This window comes from Paenibacillus sp. FSL R7-0198 (assembly GCF_038000415.1).
Classification (GTDB): domain Bacteria; phylum Bacillota; class Bacilli; order Paenibacillales; family Paenibacillaceae; genus Paenibacillus.
Genome location: NZ_JBBOCB010000001.1, coordinates 3,461,665 through 3,479,336 on the forward strand (window position 1 = coordinate 3,461,665; position 17,672 = coordinate 3,479,336).

Consider the following 17,672-nt stretch of genomic DNA (forward strand, 5'->3'; position numbering starts at 1 on the left):
TAATGTTTCTATGAATGTTATTATATTTAATACCAAAGGAGTTCCTACTCATGTCCTCATATGTTTTCCCTGTGCAAACGGCTTTTTTGATCTTTGTTGTTGCGGCAATGTTCCTGCTGGTGCCTTGGTTGATCTATGGTTATCGTAAAGACGGTTTCTTCAGCTGGTCACGGTTTGGCATCAGCTTTTCGTTTATCTTTTATATTCTGGCTGCCTATTGCCTCGTCATTCTCCCGTTTCCGACTACGCGAGATACCTGTGCGCAGCAAGCCGCTGACACGATCTACTACAATCTGGTTCCATTCACTTTTGTCAAAGACATCATGAAGGAAACACCTGTTGTATGGTCTCAGCCTTCCAGCTATATCGGAATGATTCAGGGCAGAGCCTTCTTACAAGTTCTATTTAACGTCCTGCTCCTTATGCCGCTGGGTGTATATATCCGTTATTTTTTTCAAAAGAGATCATTCTGGAAGTACACCCTGCTAGGCGGATTCGGGCTTTCCTTATTCTTCGAGATTACCCAGATCACCGGATTCTACGGGTATTATAATTGTCCTTACCGTCTCTTCGATGTGGATGACCTGTTGTTGAATACTTCGGGAGCGGTCATTGGATTCTTCACAGCGCCCATCCTGCTTGCTTTATTCCCATCACGTGCAAGCATTCAGGCGAAGAGCGAACAGATCGTGGAGCAAAACCGAGTGTATGCTATGCCTCAATTGCTCGCGTTAATTATCGATGGAGTCGTTGTTGTCTTCCTTTCGAATCTGATATCCATCTTCACAGCGTCTGATGTGATCAGTGATGCGCTAAGTACATCCATTGCTATGGTCATTGTGCTGTTCTTCATACCTTGGGTGCGAAATGGGGTAACTCCAGGCTCGGCCATCTTGCGATTCCGCTATGTGGATCGTCAGACCGGCACACCCACCAGTGAATCGTTATTCAAAAGATTTGCCGCACTCTATGTTCCATGGCTGCTCGTTACGATCATTCGCCTGGTCAACGATTATGCTTTTTCAGGACATCAGGATGTGATGCTTCAGCCTTATCAAATGTGGATCTCCTTGGGAACATTCGGCATCTATATGTTAGTCTACGCCGTGCTCTTTGTTCATGTCTTGATCGTACTCTTCTCCCGTGGAAAACGTTCCTTCTACTTCGATGAGGTGTCACGCACGCGTGCCTCTCGTAAATAATGTTTGGAGTATAACAATGCAATGCATAATGTATCCCCCTAATTGGTGCTTACGTTCTGCTACTCTCCAGCCGGATTACAAAAAGAGGAGGTTCATTCTGAGAATGAACCTCCTCTTTTGATTAAGCGTATAGCAGTTATTCAGAGTATCCATTTCAAATAATCGGCTTGGATTATAACCCTAACAGCTCTCGCTTGGCTGCATCCGGATCATGTACGACCTCAATCTCATGGTTGAAGATTAGTGTCGCTCGATCCTGCTCATATTCAGGCCAGTTCACACCTGCAACTTCAGGTTGGCCATTCTTGGCAAAGGAAATCCAGGCATCCTGTACCTTGAGGGCAAGTGCCGCAGCAGCTTCATCCGGCTCCGCATTCATGAATTTGAGGACATGCAGTGTATTAAACACAAAGAACATTTCGATACTGTGAATCGCTCTTTTTAACAAGGGATGTTCCGGCATCACCCAATCAAATCGATACATCCACACTGGGGCATGTTTCTGTTGTGCCGCAGCATATTGCAGCGCTGACCGCCAGAAGTACATATCCGTCATGACTTGGGCTTGTCCATCTGCCGTTTTTGGATAACTATCCGCGATGGCTACCCGATTCTCCAGATCTGGCGTCATAAAGTCTACGCCCTGAACCATATCGATCTCTTTTGAATAAGGCACATGTGGCTGGATGAACAGTGCACCCTCGTGCAGTGTCGTACCAATCAGCACCGGAATGTCCTGCGCTGAACCTTCGCTCACCGCCTGAAGTGGCACCTGAGGTAGTGTATGCCCGTCCAATACAGGTTGGAACAATAACGCCATACCTGCCCCGCTCTGCTGTTTGACCGTTTCACCGGCTGCAATAATCTGCTCTACAGGAATTGTATTTAACTTCTGCAGGTTGTCCCGATCCACCCCAAGGATCTTTAACATCCCTTCCCGCAACGCTGAAGCTTGCTCTGCCGGCATGAACTGGGATGCACCACTCTCCATAATGGCACGTTGGAACAGTCCTTTGGCCGCTGGCATCGCCATCAGTGCTGCAATACTCATGCTGCCTGCTGATTCGCCGAACACCGTAACTTGATCCGGGTTACCACCAAAAGCAGAGATATTATCCTTCACCCACTGTAATGCCGCAACCTGATCCAGCAGACCTGCATTGGATACATATGAATCACCTAATGGAGCCATATGCAGGAAACCCAAAGGTCCTAATCGGTAGTTGATCGTCACAACAATGACCTCCCCCCGAACCGCTAACTGTGTACCATCATACATCGGCTGGCTACCTGAACCTGTTACAAAGGAGCCGCCGTGAATCCATACCATGACCGGCAGTGGTGTTGCTCCTTTTTCCTTAGGTGCCCAGATGTTCAGATATAAACTATCTTCTGACTCATTCGGAATTTCTGTCTGGCCTTCTGGTTGATGATTTCGAGGTTGTATATTCTCAGGCCCAAATTGTGTAGCCTGTCTGATTCCATCCCATGACTCGGGCTGTACCGGAGCCTTGAAACGCAACTCACCTACCGGGGGTTTCGCATAGGGAATGCCTTTCCATACGCTTGCATCGTGCAAAAGCTCGCCTTGAACGGTACCATATGTCGTTTGAACCTGAAGTTCTCTCATGCCGCTTCTACTTCCTCTCCGTAAATAGGTTAAATTAACGAGTACGTGCATATCATGTGTACTTATTTGAGTATAGTTTGTTGTCATACCTATTTACAACTTTACCCAACCCCAGCCTCTCCTGCTACGTTTCACGTGGAACTTTATGGGGTGGATGATCTGATACATATCCTTAAGATGGATACCAAAAAGGCCACCCTTTGATCACTGTCATCAAGTTTAACTTGTCTTAATGACATTGACCCTTAGCATGACCCTTTACCGTTGATTATCCAAATAACTACCCTACTGTAGGATATCGCACCGTAAACTCAACACCTTCGATCCATTCGCCCGCGACAAAGTCACGTCCCTTCACAACCACCCGACCCTTATAAATCTCCACATGAAGCCCTTCGCTGCCTTCCAGATGTTCATCCTGATCCGTCCATAGATAACCTACAGACGACGCATTGAACATCGTTGGCATCTTGCCTGCACCATCGTACATCGTATGCTGTGCCTCCAGTTGCCAATGGGTATGTCCCGAGAAAAGGATCGCTTGCGGGTATTTGGCTAGAACGGCCTTGAGTTCCGCATCCTGATTCACACCATACCAGCCTTGTTCCTTCATCGATCCTGCTACCGTATCCATAAGCGGCTGGTGTAAGAAGAGAAAGATCGGTTGATTCGGTGTTGCATGTTCAGACAATTTGGCATCCAGCCACTCCAATTGTTCAGCCGACATATCACAATCCTTCGGGTGAGGTTGCTCGGTGCCCAGGAAAATATAATGATACCCATCAATCCAATGGTCGTGGTATGCGCCCTTCATGCCTGTTGTCCCTTCAAAATCACTTAATCGACGTTGCCATAACCCTGCGACTGTAATGGGGTCTACTCCTGAAGAGATCGGTCCCCCGTCTTGGCCCTCCTGCTCCGAAGTTACAGCAGACAACGTATAGGTCCCGCCGGATAGTTGCTCAATTAGTGCAGCTGATTCAGCAGCGGTTTGTTTTGTGACCAGTTCCATATCTGCTTCCTGCTCCAACAACTCGGCTACTTCATCCTCTTTCATCTCAAGCAAAACGATCGGCGGATCTTGCCATACCACGGCTCCAATATCATGGTTACCTACCGTGTACCGGATGTCCGGCAAACTCTCCGCATGCTTCTTCCATATGCGTTGCAACTCACGATATTCGCTCGGCAGACCTCGATCCGTCACATCGCCCACATGCATAATCCCGCTGCTCCCCTGACTAAATGTAGCTATGTCGGCTAATGCTTGGTCCAGATGCCAGTTATGAATATGGTCTGCCTCATCTCGCACATGTGTGTCCGTAATAACCTGGAAGCTGACAATAGGTTGCTCCGGTGTATGTTCATTTTTCATCAAGAATCACTCCATTTCAGTCCAATAATGCCAATCAGAATAAAACCGATCCAGACCATCGACGTGAGCCGCAGACGTTCACCGAAATAATAATGGCCCACAACGCCAATGAGCGTAATGCCCACCCCAGACCAGATCGCATAAGCTACAGCCAGCGGCATATACTTCACTGCAAAATTAAGAAAGGTAAAACTTGCGCCATAACAGACAAACATCAACACCGAAGGCCATAACCGTGAGAACCCATCCGATACTTTTAGCAAAATGGTAGCGCTCAGCTCCAGCCCGATGGCCAATGCCAACAGTACCCAGCCCAAGTAGGCGTGACTGTTCGTCATCGATTCAGCCCACCATTCAGCAATTCATGGAAGGATTGAATCGTTCTGTCCGCCAAGCGGATTTTTCCCGGTTCTCCAATGCCAATCCTGTACCCCGCACCAGCGGTTCGTGCCATCTCCATGTCTCCGTCCGTATCTCCAATAACCACAGTATGCTGTACAGATACTCCCAACCGCTCACAGGCAAGCAGAAGCATATCGGGAAAAGGTTTCCCCCGTTCCACCAGATCTGTACCAATCACCACGTCAAAAAAGGAATCCAGTCCCATCCACTGTAAATGTTTAATTGCACTTGGTGTATCATCTGCCGTCACAACACCCATAACCACGCCTTCGCTACGGCACTGTTCAAGGAATCTTTGAACTCCCGGTAACGGACGTGCCGGACGATGCTGTTCCATCTCTTCCTCCGCTCGCGCCAAACACTCCCGAACCATGATCTTGGCTTCCGCCCAGCTGAGACCCGCACGATATCCATGCCACGTCAGCACGGCATACACTTCATCCATAGTTCCCATCGCAAGTGGCCCCCGCACGTCATACCCATTCATTCGGCCTTGGTCATCCTGGAATGTACCCCAGATCTGTGGAAGTTCATCTGTATTGATACGAAGTCCCCTGGTCGCCAACTGGTCTCTGAAATCGTTCAACACACAATCGGTCCAGAACCCCCACATGCCCGTAAAATCAAGTAATGTGCCGTCCTTGTCGAACAAAACGGCTTCAATCGGATTTGGTAATCCGTCTACATACGTTTCATCTTGCATTGGTCAAACTCCTTGTCTGCAATCTTTATGAACGGAAAGGACGGTACAGCATGTACCGCCCTTTCCGCGTGAGTTACTTATAGTGATTAGTGATACGTTATGTTTACAATCTGGTCAGGCTCACGACCGAGTCTCTTGGAAACAGTTCTTGTCGATATCGTTACTTCGTTACCCGATCCAGTTCCTTCTGCGCTTTCTCTTTTGCTTCCTTCAGCGCTTGTTCCGCTGGCATATTATTGATCTGCACCTGATCAGCTGCATCTTTCAATGCATCATTGATCTTGCCACCCGTTGGATCCTGGAATGGAGCCGAGGCGTGAGCTGCTTGTTGCAATGGTACCGTGATCTGTGGATTTTCCTCACTGAACTTCATGAACTCTGGATCTTGTTGAGCCGACTGACGTACTGCAATATATCCGGTGTTCATGGACCATGAAGCTGTGTTCGAAGTTTCAGAGAAATACGTAAGCCATTTGTATGCTGCCTGCTGTTGCTCTGGACTTGCCGCTGACGGAATACCTGCCGATATGGCACTCGCTACCGGTTTTCCTTCACCAATACCTTCCCAGCCTGGTTGTTGCATTGCAGCGACTACGCTAAAGTCCAAGTCACCTTGGTCACCACTAGATCCGGTGTAACCTGCTGCTTTATTTTTCATCACATCATCAATCGTTTTGTACCAGTACTCCCAGCCCTGACCTCCGTAATGAATGCCCATAATCTTGTCTTCGTTAATCCATTTACGGAACAAGTCCCATGTCTCGATCCATTCCGGAGAGTCGATCATAACGGTTTTGCCATCGTCGCTAAGAATCTGTCCGCCCTTACCCAGCACGGCATCAATCATATTGTCTCTACCCCACATCGGTTCCCAACCGTAGAAGGTAGTCTTGCCATTTTCTTGTTTGCTCATCTTCGCAGCCGCCTCAGCCAGCTTCTCCCATGTCGTCAGAGTTGCTGGGTCGATTCCGTTCTCCTTGAACGTATCCATACGGTAGTACATGATCTGAGTTGTACCGTACATTGGCAAAAAGTATTGCTTTCCATCCACCTGTCCCTGGTTCAGGAATGTCTGAATGAAATCGTCTTTCTTAAAATTCGGATCAGCGGCAATCATCTCATCCATAGGTGCATAATATCCTTTGCGTGCCCAGTCTATATTGGAGCTGAGTACAGCGGCTGGAACCTTCTTGGAAGCAATTGCTGCTTGCAGCTTCTGTTCCGTTTCCGTGTAATCTGCTTGTACAATCCCCTTCACAACGACTTCGTTCTGGGAGGCGTTGAACGCATCAATCGTCTTTTTCATGTTATCGCCCAGATTACCACCCAGACCATACCAGAACTCAATCTCCACCGGATCTTTTGCCTGAACTTCGGTTCCACTGGCAGCAGCTGTCGTGCCTGATTCTGCGGGTGCTTGTGTTCCACAAGCGGTCAATAGAGCAAAGCTGGTCGCGAGTACCAGCGACATGCCACCCTTCCAGTTCAACCTCAATCTCTTTTTCCATGTCATGCTTGCTTGACTCCAGTTCATTGTCGTTCCTCCCGTTTTAGGTGAAATGTTAGTTTGCATAAATTGAACTAAGAAATATTTACACTAGCCACTCCAATGACAGAACAACCTTCCGATCGCTGTTATCCCCAGATTTTTTTGATTCCTTTTTGTAAAGGTAAAATCCGGGGATAAAGGCGAGCGCTTCGCTTCTTCAGATTATTTCTGTCCTCTCCGTTTTGTGTAAATGTTTATTTCAATTTATATAGTAGGGTAGTTAACATCAGTTCTTGTTCACACCGGCCGTGATATTGACGCTCTGCATGATCGTCTTCTGGGTGAACAGGAAGAGAATAAGTAAGGGTGCGATGGTGAAGGCACTCGCAGCCATAATCTGTGGCCAAGCCAGTCCATATGCCCCGCCTTCTACAAAGAAGCTGCGCAGACCCGCCGATACCAGCTGTAAATCAGGGTCTTTGGTGATGAGCATAGGCCAGAAATAGTTGTTGTACTGTTCAATAAACGTAATCAGAACCATCACGGCGAAGCTTGAGCGAACAAGCGGCGTGATAATCGTCCAGAGAATCCGGAAGTGGGATGCACCGTCCAGCTGTCCGGCTTCCACCAATTCATGCGATACCTGCATGAACGCCTGCCGGATCAGGAAGATCGAGAACACGCTGACACAATTGGATACAATCAAGCCTGTGTAGGAATCAAGCAGATTAAGTTCGCTAAGCACCAGGTAACTAGGCAGATATACGGCTGTACTCGGTATCATATAACCCACCAGAATCAGGGAGGTCAGCACACCTTTGAGACGGAACTTCATATGTGTCAGGGCGTACGCCATCATACTGGAGTTGACGATCTGAAATAGACAGATGGCTAAGGCCACCCCGGTACTGTTCAGGATGTAACGGGCAAATGGTGCCGCATTCCAGGCATCCACATAGTTGCTCCACAGGAACGTCTCCGGCCAGAAGGTCGGCGGGAACTGCCAGATCTCATCATTGGTTTTGAACCCGCTAATGACCATCCAATAGAAGGGAAAGGCTGTACCCAGCGCGATAATGGCTAACAGGAGGTAGCGGATCAATTTACTTATTTTAAAATTCGGTTGTGACACGTTCTGCAACTCCTTGCGCTTCATCCGTTTAGACTTTTTGTTGGGCAATGTCATTGTCATTAGTAGTGCACCAGACGTCTGCCAAGCAGGAAGGATACTCCCGACAGCAACACGCAGATCAGAATAATCACAACGGCGATGGACGAAGCTTCACCTACGTTAAAGGATTCGAATGCAGACTGGTAATACATGTACAGCAACGTTCTCGTTGATCCCGCCGGTCCACCCTGCGTCATGACATTGATCTGGTCATAGGCTTGCAAGGACTGGATGGTAAGAATAATCGAGAGAAAAAATGTCGTTGGTGAGATCAGTGGCAATGTAATACTTCTGAACTTGTCCCAACCGTTTGCTCCATCGATTGAAGCTGCTTCGAGCAGATCGGAAGGCAGATTTCGTAGCGCAACGAGATAAAATACCATCGCCCATCCTATCGACTTCCAGAGCGTGACGATCAGAACGGCAACCAACGCCCAGTCCGCGTCACGCAACCAGCCGATCGGAGATACGCCAACCCAGCCCAGCATCAGATTAGCGAGTCCCACTTCGGGCTCGAAGATCCAGGACCACGCGATGGACACCGCAACTGTCGGGGTGACCCAAGGTGAGAAGAGTAATGTCCGGAAGATGCCGGATGATTTGATTTTGCTATTCATGAGCATCGCAAGCGCCAATCCGCCCACAATGGTTGGGATTACACTTCCAAGTCCGAATAACAAGGTGACTTTCAGTGATCGATAGAATTCAGAGTTTGTCAGCAGATAACTGTAATTGTCCAACCCAACGAACAACTTGTCCGGGCTCATAAAGTCCCAGTCGGTGAAACTGAGATAAACGATATATCCCAGAGGTCCCAGCCAGAAGATCAGCAATGGGATTAGAGCTGGCAGCGTGAATAGGACCGCCTCAGACTCCCTCCATAGTTTTAAACGCAAATCCCCCACTCCTTACTGTCCAATTTTTCTTTAATTATTGGGAATTTTTGAGTATAATCGACTTTATATTTCTTCTGTACAAAATTGATTGTACACTCGTATTGAAAATTCTAATTCCGGCTTATGTTAAAATTGGAGCAAGTCATGTAAAATATGAGGCAGCTAGTGGGAACGCTATCATAAACCAGAGGTGACAACGTGGGAAAAGAAACCGCCAGGAACCCGAATCATTCTTCGTTACCTGATCGGCATGCGCTGAGGGAGAGAGTCATTGAGGCCATCGCCAATACGATGGATCTGTATGGGGTGAATCATACATTTGGCAAATTATACGGCATCATGTATTTTGAAGATCGACCGATGACACTTGAAGAGATGAAGACCTCGATGAATATGAGCAAAAGCAACATGAGCTATGCGGTTCGTTCACTTACAGAGTCACAGATGATCTACAAACTGGAGGAGAAGAAGGACCGCCAGGATCAGTATCTGGCAGAGACCGACTTCTATCGTACATTCCAGAATTTCTTTGGGGCCAAGCTCCAACGGGAAGTAGATGTCATGTTAGAAGGCATTCGTGAGGTCATTCCTGACTTGTCGGCAATGATTCTTTCGGAGCATACCTCTTCTGAAGATCGAGATGATGCACTCCGTGATCTGCACAAACTCCAACACGCAGAGCAATATTACGTCTGGTTACAAGGGTTCGTGAATCAATTGCGAGACGGGAAATTTTACAAGAATGCTGCACACGCACTCAACAAAGAGTAGTACAACTGCGTAAACAGAATAACTAGTAGGTGACCCAGGGGCGCTAACGAACCTAGACGATCTGACGTACCATTGTTGAGTCACACTAAAGCGCAAAAAGGAGCTGTTCCTAGCCAATGTATGGCTTTTTGGAACAGCTCTTTTTTTTATTCTATCTATTGTATTGTCATATCCTATCCGTCATTAGGGGTTCTCTTTTCCATATGCTACTGCGTTAATGACCCCTTTTTTCTTTTATAAATATTACTTTTGCGCTGCAGCTTCGATATCTGCATATGCCCAGTGTGATGCTGTTACATCACTGAACGTTGGCGTAGCTGCGCCAGTGAGTGGTGTCCGGTTGAACAATACATTCAACACTTTCACCGCTTCAGCACGTGTCAGCTTGCTGTCTGGTTTGAATGTACCATCGTTGTAACCAACCATCAGGCCAGCGGATTGCACGTATGCAATGGCTTCTGCTGCCCATTGGTCTGCGGATACGTCTGTGAAGGAAACTGCTGGACCATTTACGGTTGTTGCACTCGCTTGTTGCTGCATCCAGCGATGAGCAATCGTCGCCATCTGTGCACGGGTGATCGAACCTTCCGGTGCAAATTGAGTGTTGCTCATGCCGTTCATGATACCAGCGGATTGTGCTTTTTGAATCTCACTTGTTGCCCAGTGTGTCGCAGATACATCCTTGTAACTGACGCTATTCGTGGAACCTGCTGACGCTTCAGTTGGAAGATTGCGAGCCAGCATTGCCGCCATTTGAGCACGTGTTACGAACGCATCTGGTCGGAAATCTGCACCAAAACCTTGGATATACGGTTGGTGTGTACCTTGCGAAGCTTTCAGTCCATCCACAACAACGAGGGTGAACGTACTGAATTTGGTTACGGTAAATTCGATACCTTCGCTGTTATCCGCGAGTTTCACCAATTTGCCTTGAATCAATTCTTTTGTGCCGTCACTGTGTTCGATATAAATTGCCAAGTTGTCCAATACCTGCTGACGAGCAGCCGGATCAGTTGGCAGACTGTCACGCAGTGGCAAAGTCAACGTCACTTCACGGCTCTGCATATTCGTGTCAATCTCTACCGGACGAGCCAATACGCGAACATTCGTATTCGGAGCAACTTGTTGAATCAATTGCTCTTTCTTCGCACGTTCTTCCACTTCTTTGCGTTCGGATTCCTTTTTCAAAGGTACAACGCGGAAGTACAAGTCTTGATCGAATCCGGCGATGGAATTCGTCGGAACGGAAATCACTGCATTTTCAGTGGAAATTTCGAGTTTCAGCGAACCATCATTCAATTCTTTCACGGCTGCCTTAGGCAGTTCAATACGTGTCTCGGACACAGAATCTTTGGTGTCTGGAATAACAATGCGTGCAGTGTTCATGTTCAATAGCTTCGCTTTTTCCACCGATTCCTTGGCAATTGCTTCGGTCATTTTCACCAAATCTTTAATGATGCCATTCGTTTCCGTGGTACGGGTAATCGGTGTCTTGGTTAGGTTCGTGCCGTTCGCTCCATTAACGTCAACCACGATCTGCTCTTGTTTCGTTGTTGGTGCAGGTGTAGACGTTACTGGTGTAGTCGTGGACGATCCACCACCTGTGTTTCCACCCGGGTTAGGTGTTGAGCCATTACCGTTATCAGTGTTGCTGTCACCGTTCTGTGTAAAGACAATCTTTACTGCGCGTCCTGGCAGTTCATCACTAATCGCTTTATGACGAACCAGAACTGTTTTATTTCCACTAAAGTCAAGACGCTGAATGAGTGCAACATCTAGCCAGTTCTCTCCACCATTGAAGGAAATCTCCATCGTGGCATCCAAGCCCGTTATTGCGTTGGTAATATCGTTACCCTTCACATTAGGAGCCGTAAAGAATCGGTTGAATACGTATTGAAGTTGATGAACATTCTCGTATTGATCCTCTTCATTAAGCAACCATTCTGCAAGTTCCTTTTTCCCCTCTGAACTAAGCTCTTCTCTTTTGGATAAATCAAGAGCACCTAATAGGTTATACTCATATTGACTCAAGAAATTTTTGCTATTGAATTGATCCAGCATGGTCTCATTAAGCCACTGGTCCATCTGCTCTATCGTTTTAGCATCTTCCAAAGGCTTGAACGGCGTATTTAACAGAGCCAGTACAAAATTAGGAGTTGCGATGTTTCCTGCAAACTCACCCGAGCTCTTTCCAGCTGCCAGTAGATGCATATATTTTAGCGCAAATACAGGTTTATTTACTTTACTACGTTCCAAATGTTGTTGACCGATAAAGCGGAGTAGGCCTGTCTCTTGGTCTTCAAAGTAACGTGGTCCATCCACCAGTTTTACGGCGAAAGCGTCCAGCTTAAACTGAAGAAAACTTAAATCCTTCTCTTCCCAGATCGACTGAATCTGTATAGCCAGTTCAATCATATACTGAACTTGTTTCTCATCCTCATAATCCTTCTTAATATTTTTGAACATGAATTCGGCAACATACTCTTTAACCTCAGGGGTCAAAGCTGCATATTCATCCGGCAAATGAATCCCCAAAGCAGGGTTTTCTATCGCCTGACGCATTGCCTCCGCATCTTTGCCCAATCTTGCTGCATTTACCTCAGCAAGCGGCGTAAGAATGTTGGGATTAAAGAAGCGATCGAATGCTTCTTGGATTGCAACAAAACTCGCATATCCCCCATTCGGTCTTTGATCCAACATCCACTGTGCTAATGATTCTTCTTCTGAATCGTTTAACAAATCACTTAATTTTTCCAGTTGAAGGGGGAATTTCTCGACTGCTATTGTTGGTTCACTTGCATTGTATTGCTGCGATTGTTTCTGAACAGAATAAAACATATCAAGGATCTGCTCCATATCATTAGCAGTCTCTGCCTTATTCAGTGAAGGAAACATTGCGGGAACCGTAAGAAGATAACCCACTCCAACTTCATCGCCTGCAAGTGCCGTGCTTAGCTTAGCTGCATAAGCCATCAGATACTGATCCATATCGGAAGCAATCAAGTAACCCTGGGCGGAAAGCTTAAATTTTTCAAAATACTCTTGTGAGAATAGACCATTGCCTTGAACAATTTGGTTATAGAACAATTCCAACTTAGGCATCATGTCCCGTACATCAACTTCTCTATATGCCTCTATTGCCTTAATACTGGCATCCACAATGAATTGAACCTGAACCTCATTGTACTGTTCGGATGGAGGATTCACCTGAATCAATGTAGCAACGACTGTCATTTGGTCGCGACCTGTAAGATCTCTAAACTGCTCCGATCGTGTAAGCAAATCCGTGTCGTTTAATACAGACAATACCCCCTCTGGATTTCTAGTAGAAATGGCCCCATTCAACTGTTCCAGTGGTGTCTGCTCTGTTGTTGAAGTTGATGAGTTATTATTATTTGTATTGCTATTGTTGCTTGAATCATTGGAATTGGATGATGTGTTGCTGGATGAATTCGTATTATTAGGATCTGGTCCAGCACTTACATAACTCGCTACTGCTCCTTGCGTCAACATGAGTGAAACGATTAACAAACTAAATGATTTGCGGATCTTGCCCATTTTTATCCTCCTCAGATGTGTTGAACATGAATAGATTGTGTATATTCATCATTGATAACATAGGCATATTGTAGTACATAACTCTGAACGGATTCTGAACAATGGAGCAAATAAAAGGTATTAGTACCACTTATAGATATAAAATTTGTGGGAAATTTCATTTTTTTCGTCATTATTCAACATTTTATTTTGAGATATACTATTTTAGACCTATAAATGCATAACGCGAGATTCAAACAACATTAGCATATACTTCTCTGAATTTCAGTAGAACAAAAGAAGACCACCTATTTTGTGGTGGCCTTCTTTGTTCTACCATATTAGCTTGCTCGGAACTAAAAACTACGAGCTTTTAGCCTCTTAACCTTGCATAGATATTATTTCTGCGCAGCAGCTTCGATATCTGCATATGCCCAGTGTGTTGCTGGTACATCACTGAACGTTGGCGTAACTTCGCCAGTTAGTGGTGTGCGGTTGAACAGCACGTTCAACACTTTCACCGCTTCAGCACGTGTCAGCTTGCTGTCTGGTTTGAATGCACCATCGTTGTAACCAACCATCAGGCCAGCGGATTGCACGTATGCAATGGCTTCTGCTGCCCATTGGTCTGCGGATACGTCTGTGAAGGAAACTGCTGGACCATTTACGGTTGTTGCACTCGCTTGTTGCTGCATCCAGCGATGAGCAATCGTTGCCATCTGTGCACGGGTAATCGAACCTTCCGGTGCAAATTGAGTGTTGCTCATGCCGTTCATAATGCCAGCGGATTGAGCTTTTTGAATTTCATTTGTTGCCCAATGTGTCGCAGATACATCCTTGTAACTCACGCTATTCGTGGAACCTGCTGCCGCTTCAGTTGGAAGATTGCGAGCCAGCATAGCTGCCATCTGTGCACGTGTTACGAATGCATCTGGACGGAAATCTGCACCAAAACCTTGGATATACGGTTGGTGTGTACCTTGCGAAGCTTTCAGTCCATCCACAACAACGAGGGTGAACGTACTGAATTTGGTTACGGTAAATTCGATGCCTTCGCTGTTATCCGCGAGTTGCACAAGTTTGCCTTGAATTAATTCTTTTGTGCCGTCACTGTGTTCGATGTAGATCGCCAGGTTGTCCAATGCTTGCTGACGAGCAGCGGGATCGGTGGGCAGACTATCACGCAGTGGCAATGTCAACGTCACTTCGCGGCTCTGCATATTTGTCTCGATCTCTACTGGACGAGCCAGTACGCGTACATTCGCATTCGGAGCAATCTGTTGAATCAACTGCTCTTTCTTCGCACGTTCTTCGACTTCCTTACGCTCGGATTCCTTTTTCAGTGGAACCACACGGAAGTACAAGTCTTGATCGAATCCGGCGATGGAATTCGTCGGAACGGAAATCACTACATTTTCAGTGGAAATCTCCAGCTTGAGTGAACCATCATTCAGTTCTTTCACTGCTGCCTTAGGCAGTTCGATACGTGTCTCGGACACGGCATCTTTGGTATCTGGAATGACAATACGTGCGGTGTTCATGTTTAATTGTTTCGCTTTTTCCACCGATTCCTTGGCAATCGCTTGGGTCATTTTCACCAAATCTTTGATCATGCCGTTGGTTTCGGTTGTACGTGTGATTGGCGTTTTGGTCAGGTTGGTACCGTTTGTTCCATTAACGTCAACCACGATCTGCTCTTGTTTCGTTGTTGGAGCAGGTGTAGAGGTTACTGGTGTAGTTGTGGACGAACCTCCACCTGTGCTACCACCCGGGTTAGGCATTGGAGTATTGCCATTATCTGTGCTGCTATCACCATTCTGTGTAAAGACAAACTTCACGGCGCGGCCTGGCAATTCATCGCTGATTGCTTTGTAACGAACCCATACCGTTTTGTTGCCGCTAAGGTCCATTTTTTGAATGAAGGCAACATCAATCCAGTGCAACTTATTGTCGAAGGAAATCTCCATCGTGTTGTCCAAACCCGTTAGGGTGTTATTGATGTCATTCCCCTTCACATTAGGAGCCGTAAAGAATCGGTTAAATACATATTGTAGATTTTCGACATCTTCGTAGCTGTCTTGTTCATTTAGGACCCATTCAGCCAATTCCTTCTGGCCTTCAGGACTCAGTTCTGCCCTTTTGGTTAAATCAAGAGCACCTCTAAGATTAAATTTGTATTTGCTGAAGAACGCTTCACCTTTAATCTGATCTTTCATTGCTTTATCAAGCCATTGATCCATTCGCGGTATAGAGGTAGCTTGCTCAAATGAATCGATAGGCATAGATAAGAGGTCCAGCACAATATCAGGATTAACAATATCCCCTTTAGACTCTCCTTCTAACCTTTCAAAGGCTACTTGATGCAAGTAATTGAATGCCAGTACACCTTTATCTACTTTGCTACGTTCCAAATGTTGTTGTCCAAGGCTGCGTAGCACATAGGTCTGTTGGTCATTAAAGTGATTAGGTCCATTTACTAGTTGCTGAGCGAGCAGATCCAGCTTATTCCTAAGAACATTGAGTTCCCTCTGCTCCCAAACAGATTGTGCCAATACACCAAGTTCAATCATATATTGGACCTGTTCTTTATTTTTGTAATCTTTATTTACATATTCAATCAAGAATCCCGCAATGAAATCTCTAACCTGCAAAGACAAGGCACCGTATCCGTTAGGAAGAGTGATACCCAGCTCTGGATCTTCCATAGTCATTCGCATTGCTTCGATATTACTGTTGCTCTTTGCAGTATTTAAGACAGTCAATGGATCGCTTTCGTTATCATCAGGGAAAAATTTATTAAATGCAGTCTGAATTGCTTCAAAACTTGCATATCCACCAAGTGGTCTTTCACTAAGCATATGGTCTGCCAATTGTTCTTGCTCTTCGGAAGTGAGATTATCCAATTTGCTAACATCCAAAGGGAAACTTCCAAGTGGAGTTTCTGTGTAGACGGAGTTATATTCCTCAACATCTTTCTGAATAGATCGAAGATGCTTCAAAGACACCAACGCTTCTGCTTCCGTTAATGCCTGGTTAAGATAAGGTGTTCTTTCAACAGCAGTGTCCGTGAATTTGATAACTCGGGAGATGGACTCTTTCCCTTTTAGCCTAATTGCATATCGATACTTAGTCATCCATTTGTCCATTTCGGAGGATGTGAGGTAAGTATTAATAAGTCGGTAGTATTCCCCTTCTGGATCGGGCTCTTTGAAATGATTTACTCGTTCTGCTTGCTTGTTATAAAACTCATCAAGTGCAGCTATTGCGTTTGGTCCATCAATTTCGCGTGTGACTTCAAGTGCCTTCAAGGCTACTTGCACCAAAAATTCAACATCTTCTTTTTTCTCATATCCAGCATTTGTTGGTGGATCTATATCCAATAAGTATATTGCGATTTCCTCCTGATCTTTGACAGAAAGCATCTTGAAATCAGGCTCAGTGATGAATTGTTCATCGCGCAGTAATGCAATCATATCTTGAATAAAATCGTTGCTGTTACCCCGATCCGCTTCTTTCAACAGTTCGTTATATTTGGTCAGCGGTGTTTCCCCATTGAAAAAAGCATCAAACGCAGTTTGAACCTGGGATACTGTTTCATAACCGTTTTGCGGCTTATGATCAATCATCCATTGAGCCAGTTCGGATTTTTTGGTTGTATCGTTCTGGATGGTCGACATCTTCTCCATATCAAAAACAAAAGGCTGGATGTTAGGGTTTGGATTAAAAATGACATTCATTTGAATGAAGTCATACATACCATAAAGAATATCCAATGATGCTTCCATGCTGGAAAGGTCAAGTGCTCCATTCAGTTCTTTATATTCGGATTCGGATATCTTAGTAACCATAAATTCCAACTGACTATTAAAATGCGTAGGATCGCTAGAATTCATGAAAATAATATTAAAGAACATAAGATTACTCGTAAACATTGATAAGTCTGCACCCATTAAACTCATATAATCATTGCCAGCTTGTGTCCAATCAGATTTTCCAACATTCGGGAAATAAGTGGACCATTCTGCCAGCAGGCTATAAACCATAGTGATGTTGTACTGCAATACGCTCGACTCAGTCTGCTTAGGAAGTGTGATAAGATGGTAAACCAAATTAAATACGTAATTGGCCTGATTGTTGTTCTCATATGGAAACTCCAGCGGAAGCAACAAGACCATGCCTCTGGCAATTTCATATTTTTGATTATCGTTCAATGCTTCATAATCTTCAGGTAGTGTGATTAAATCTTGTTGTTCAAGTAAATTTTGAACATTGCTCATCGTCGTACCCTCATCCGACTCAACATACATGTCTCTCTCCATATTAAGTTGATCCAACGGAGTAACCGGGTCAGCACTTGCAACCCCACCCACGCTAACCACCTGTAATAACAAAACCGCAATTAAAAGGCAGCTTATCAGCTTTCTGTAATTCATGTACTTGATCCTCCCTGTCTCATGATTTTTTACATATAAATTCATTCCCTCTGATACGTAAGG

11 protein-coding genes are annotated in these 17,672 nt (G+C 45.6%); 2 read left to right on the plus strand and 9 right to left on the minus strand.

Annotated elements, in window-relative coordinates; all coding sequences use genetic code 11:
• Positions 1 to 50: 50 nt before the first annotated feature.
• Complete coding sequence (locus MKY87_RS14925) at positions 51 to 1,202, plus strand: VanZ family protein (RefSeq protein ID WP_340965247.1); 1,152 nt, start codon at positions 51 to 53, stop codon at positions 1,200 to 1,202.
• A 172-nt stretch (positions 1,203 to 1,374) separates the two neighbouring features.
• Here MKY87_RS14925 and MKY87_RS14930 read toward each other — a convergent pair whose 3' ends face one another.
• The 7 genes from MKY87_RS14930 to MKY87_RS14960 form a co-directional block, all read right to left on the minus strand.
• The gene (locus MKY87_RS14930; RefSeq protein ID WP_340965248.1) at positions 1,375 to 2,832 is read right to left on the minus strand and encodes a carboxylesterase/lipase family protein; all 1,458 of its coding nucleotides are present in this window, start codon (positions 2,830 to 2,832) and stop codon (positions 1,375 to 1,377) included.
• 280 nt (positions 2,833 to 3,112) lie between these two features.
• Positions 3,113 to 4,207: a metallophosphoesterase family protein gene (locus MKY87_RS14935; RefSeq protein WP_340965250.1), complete on the minus strand. Its 1,095-nt coding sequence runs from the start codon at positions 4,205 to 4,207 to the stop codon at positions 3,113 to 3,115.
• Positions 4,207 to 4,545, minus strand: a complete 339-nt coding sequence (locus MKY87_RS14940) for a DMT family transporter (RefSeq protein WP_051447260.1) — start codon at positions 4,543 to 4,545, stop codon at positions 4,207 to 4,209. Before MKY87_RS14940 ends, MKY87_RS14935 begins: the two co-directional genes overlap by 1 nt.
• Positions 4,542 to 5,312 carry an HAD family hydrolase gene (locus MKY87_RS14945; protein ID WP_340965251.1) on the minus strand — a complete coding sequence of 257 codons (771 nt, stop codon included), beginning with the start codon at positions 5,310 to 5,312 and terminating at the stop codon, positions 4,542 to 4,544. Before MKY87_RS14945 ends, MKY87_RS14940 begins: the two co-directional genes overlap by 4 nt.
• Positions 5,313 to 5,472: 160 nt before the next feature.
• Positions 5,473 to 6,846 (minus strand): ABC transporter substrate-binding protein, encoded by a 1,374-nt coding sequence (locus MKY87_RS14950; protein WP_340965253.1) that lies wholly within the window; start codon positions 6,844 to 6,846, stop codon positions 5,473 to 5,475.
• 241 nt (positions 6,847 to 7,087) lie between these two features.
• Positions 7,088 to 7,933, minus strand: coding sequence for a carbohydrate ABC transporter permease (locus tag MKY87_RS14955; RefSeq protein WP_223199815.1), 846 nt, complete (start codon positions 7,931 to 7,933; stop codon positions 7,088 to 7,090).
• Positions 7,934 to 7,992: 59 nt separating this feature from the next.
• A complete protein-coding gene (locus tag MKY87_RS14960; RefSeq protein ID WP_036671737.1) occupies positions 7,993 to 8,868 on the minus strand; it encodes a carbohydrate ABC transporter permease in 876 nt (291 codons plus the stop codon).
• Positions 8,869 to 9,066: 198 nt separating this feature from the next.
• Here MKY87_RS14960 and MKY87_RS14965 point away from each other — a divergent pair, with 198 nt between their 5' ends.
• A complete protein-coding gene (locus tag MKY87_RS14965) occupies positions 9,067 to 9,639 on the plus strand; it encodes a GbsR/MarR family transcriptional regulator (RefSeq protein WP_340965254.1) in 573 nt (190 codons plus the stop codon).
• A 243-nt stretch (positions 9,640 to 9,882) separates the two neighbouring features.
• Here the strand turns inward: MKY87_RS14965 and MKY87_RS14970 are convergent, their stop codons facing one another.
• Both MKY87_RS14970 and MKY87_RS14975 read right to left on the minus strand, forming a co-directional pair.
• On the minus strand, positions 9,883 to 13,197 hold the full coding sequence (locus MKY87_RS14970) for an S-layer homology domain-containing protein (protein ID WP_340965255.1): 3,315 nt from the start codon (positions 13,195 to 13,197) through the stop codon (positions 9,883 to 9,885).
• Between the two features lie 377 nt (positions 13,198 to 13,574).
• The gene (locus tag MKY87_RS14975) at positions 13,575 to 17,609 is read right to left on the minus strand and encodes an S-layer homology domain-containing protein (RefSeq protein ID WP_340965257.1); all 4,035 of its coding nucleotides are present in this window, start codon (positions 17,607 to 17,609) and stop codon (positions 13,575 to 13,577) included.
• Positions 17,610 to 17,672: the final 63 nt, after the last annotated feature.

What these genes read in the sequence shown, in the direction of transcription:
- MKY87_RS14925 (WP_340965247.1), top strand. Translation starts at nt 51, where the DNA reads ATGTCCTCATATGTTTTCCCTGTGCAAACGGCTTTTTTGATCTTTGTT.
- MKY87_RS14930 (WP_340965248.1), bottom strand. Translation starts at nt 2,832, where the DNA reads ATGAGAGAACTTCAGGTTCAAACGACATATGGTACCGTTCAAGGCGAG.
- MKY87_RS14935 (WP_340965250.1), bottom strand. Translation starts at nt 4,207, where the DNA reads ATGAAAAATGAACATACACCGGAGCAACCTATTGTCAGCTTCCAGGTT.
- MKY87_RS14940 (WP_051447260.1), bottom strand. Translation starts at nt 4,545, where the DNA reads ATGACGAACAGTCACGCCTACTTGGGCTGGGTACTGTTGGCATTGGCC.
- MKY87_RS14945 (WP_340965251.1), bottom strand. Translation starts at nt 5,312, where the DNA reads ATGCAAGATGAAACGTATGTAGACGGATTACCAAATCCGATTGAAGCC.
- MKY87_RS14950 (WP_340965253.1), bottom strand. Translation starts at nt 6,846, where the DNA reads ATGAACTGGAGTCAAGCAAGCATGACATGGAAAAAGAGATTGAGGTTG.
- MKY87_RS14970 (WP_340965255.1), bottom strand. Translation starts at nt 13,197, where the DNA reads ATGGGCAAGATCCGCAAATCATTTAGTTTGTTAATCGTTTCACTCATG.
- MKY87_RS14975 (WP_340965257.1), bottom strand. Translation starts at nt 17,609, where the DNA reads ATGAATTACAGAAAGCTGATAAGCTGCCTTTTAATTGCGGTTTTGTTA.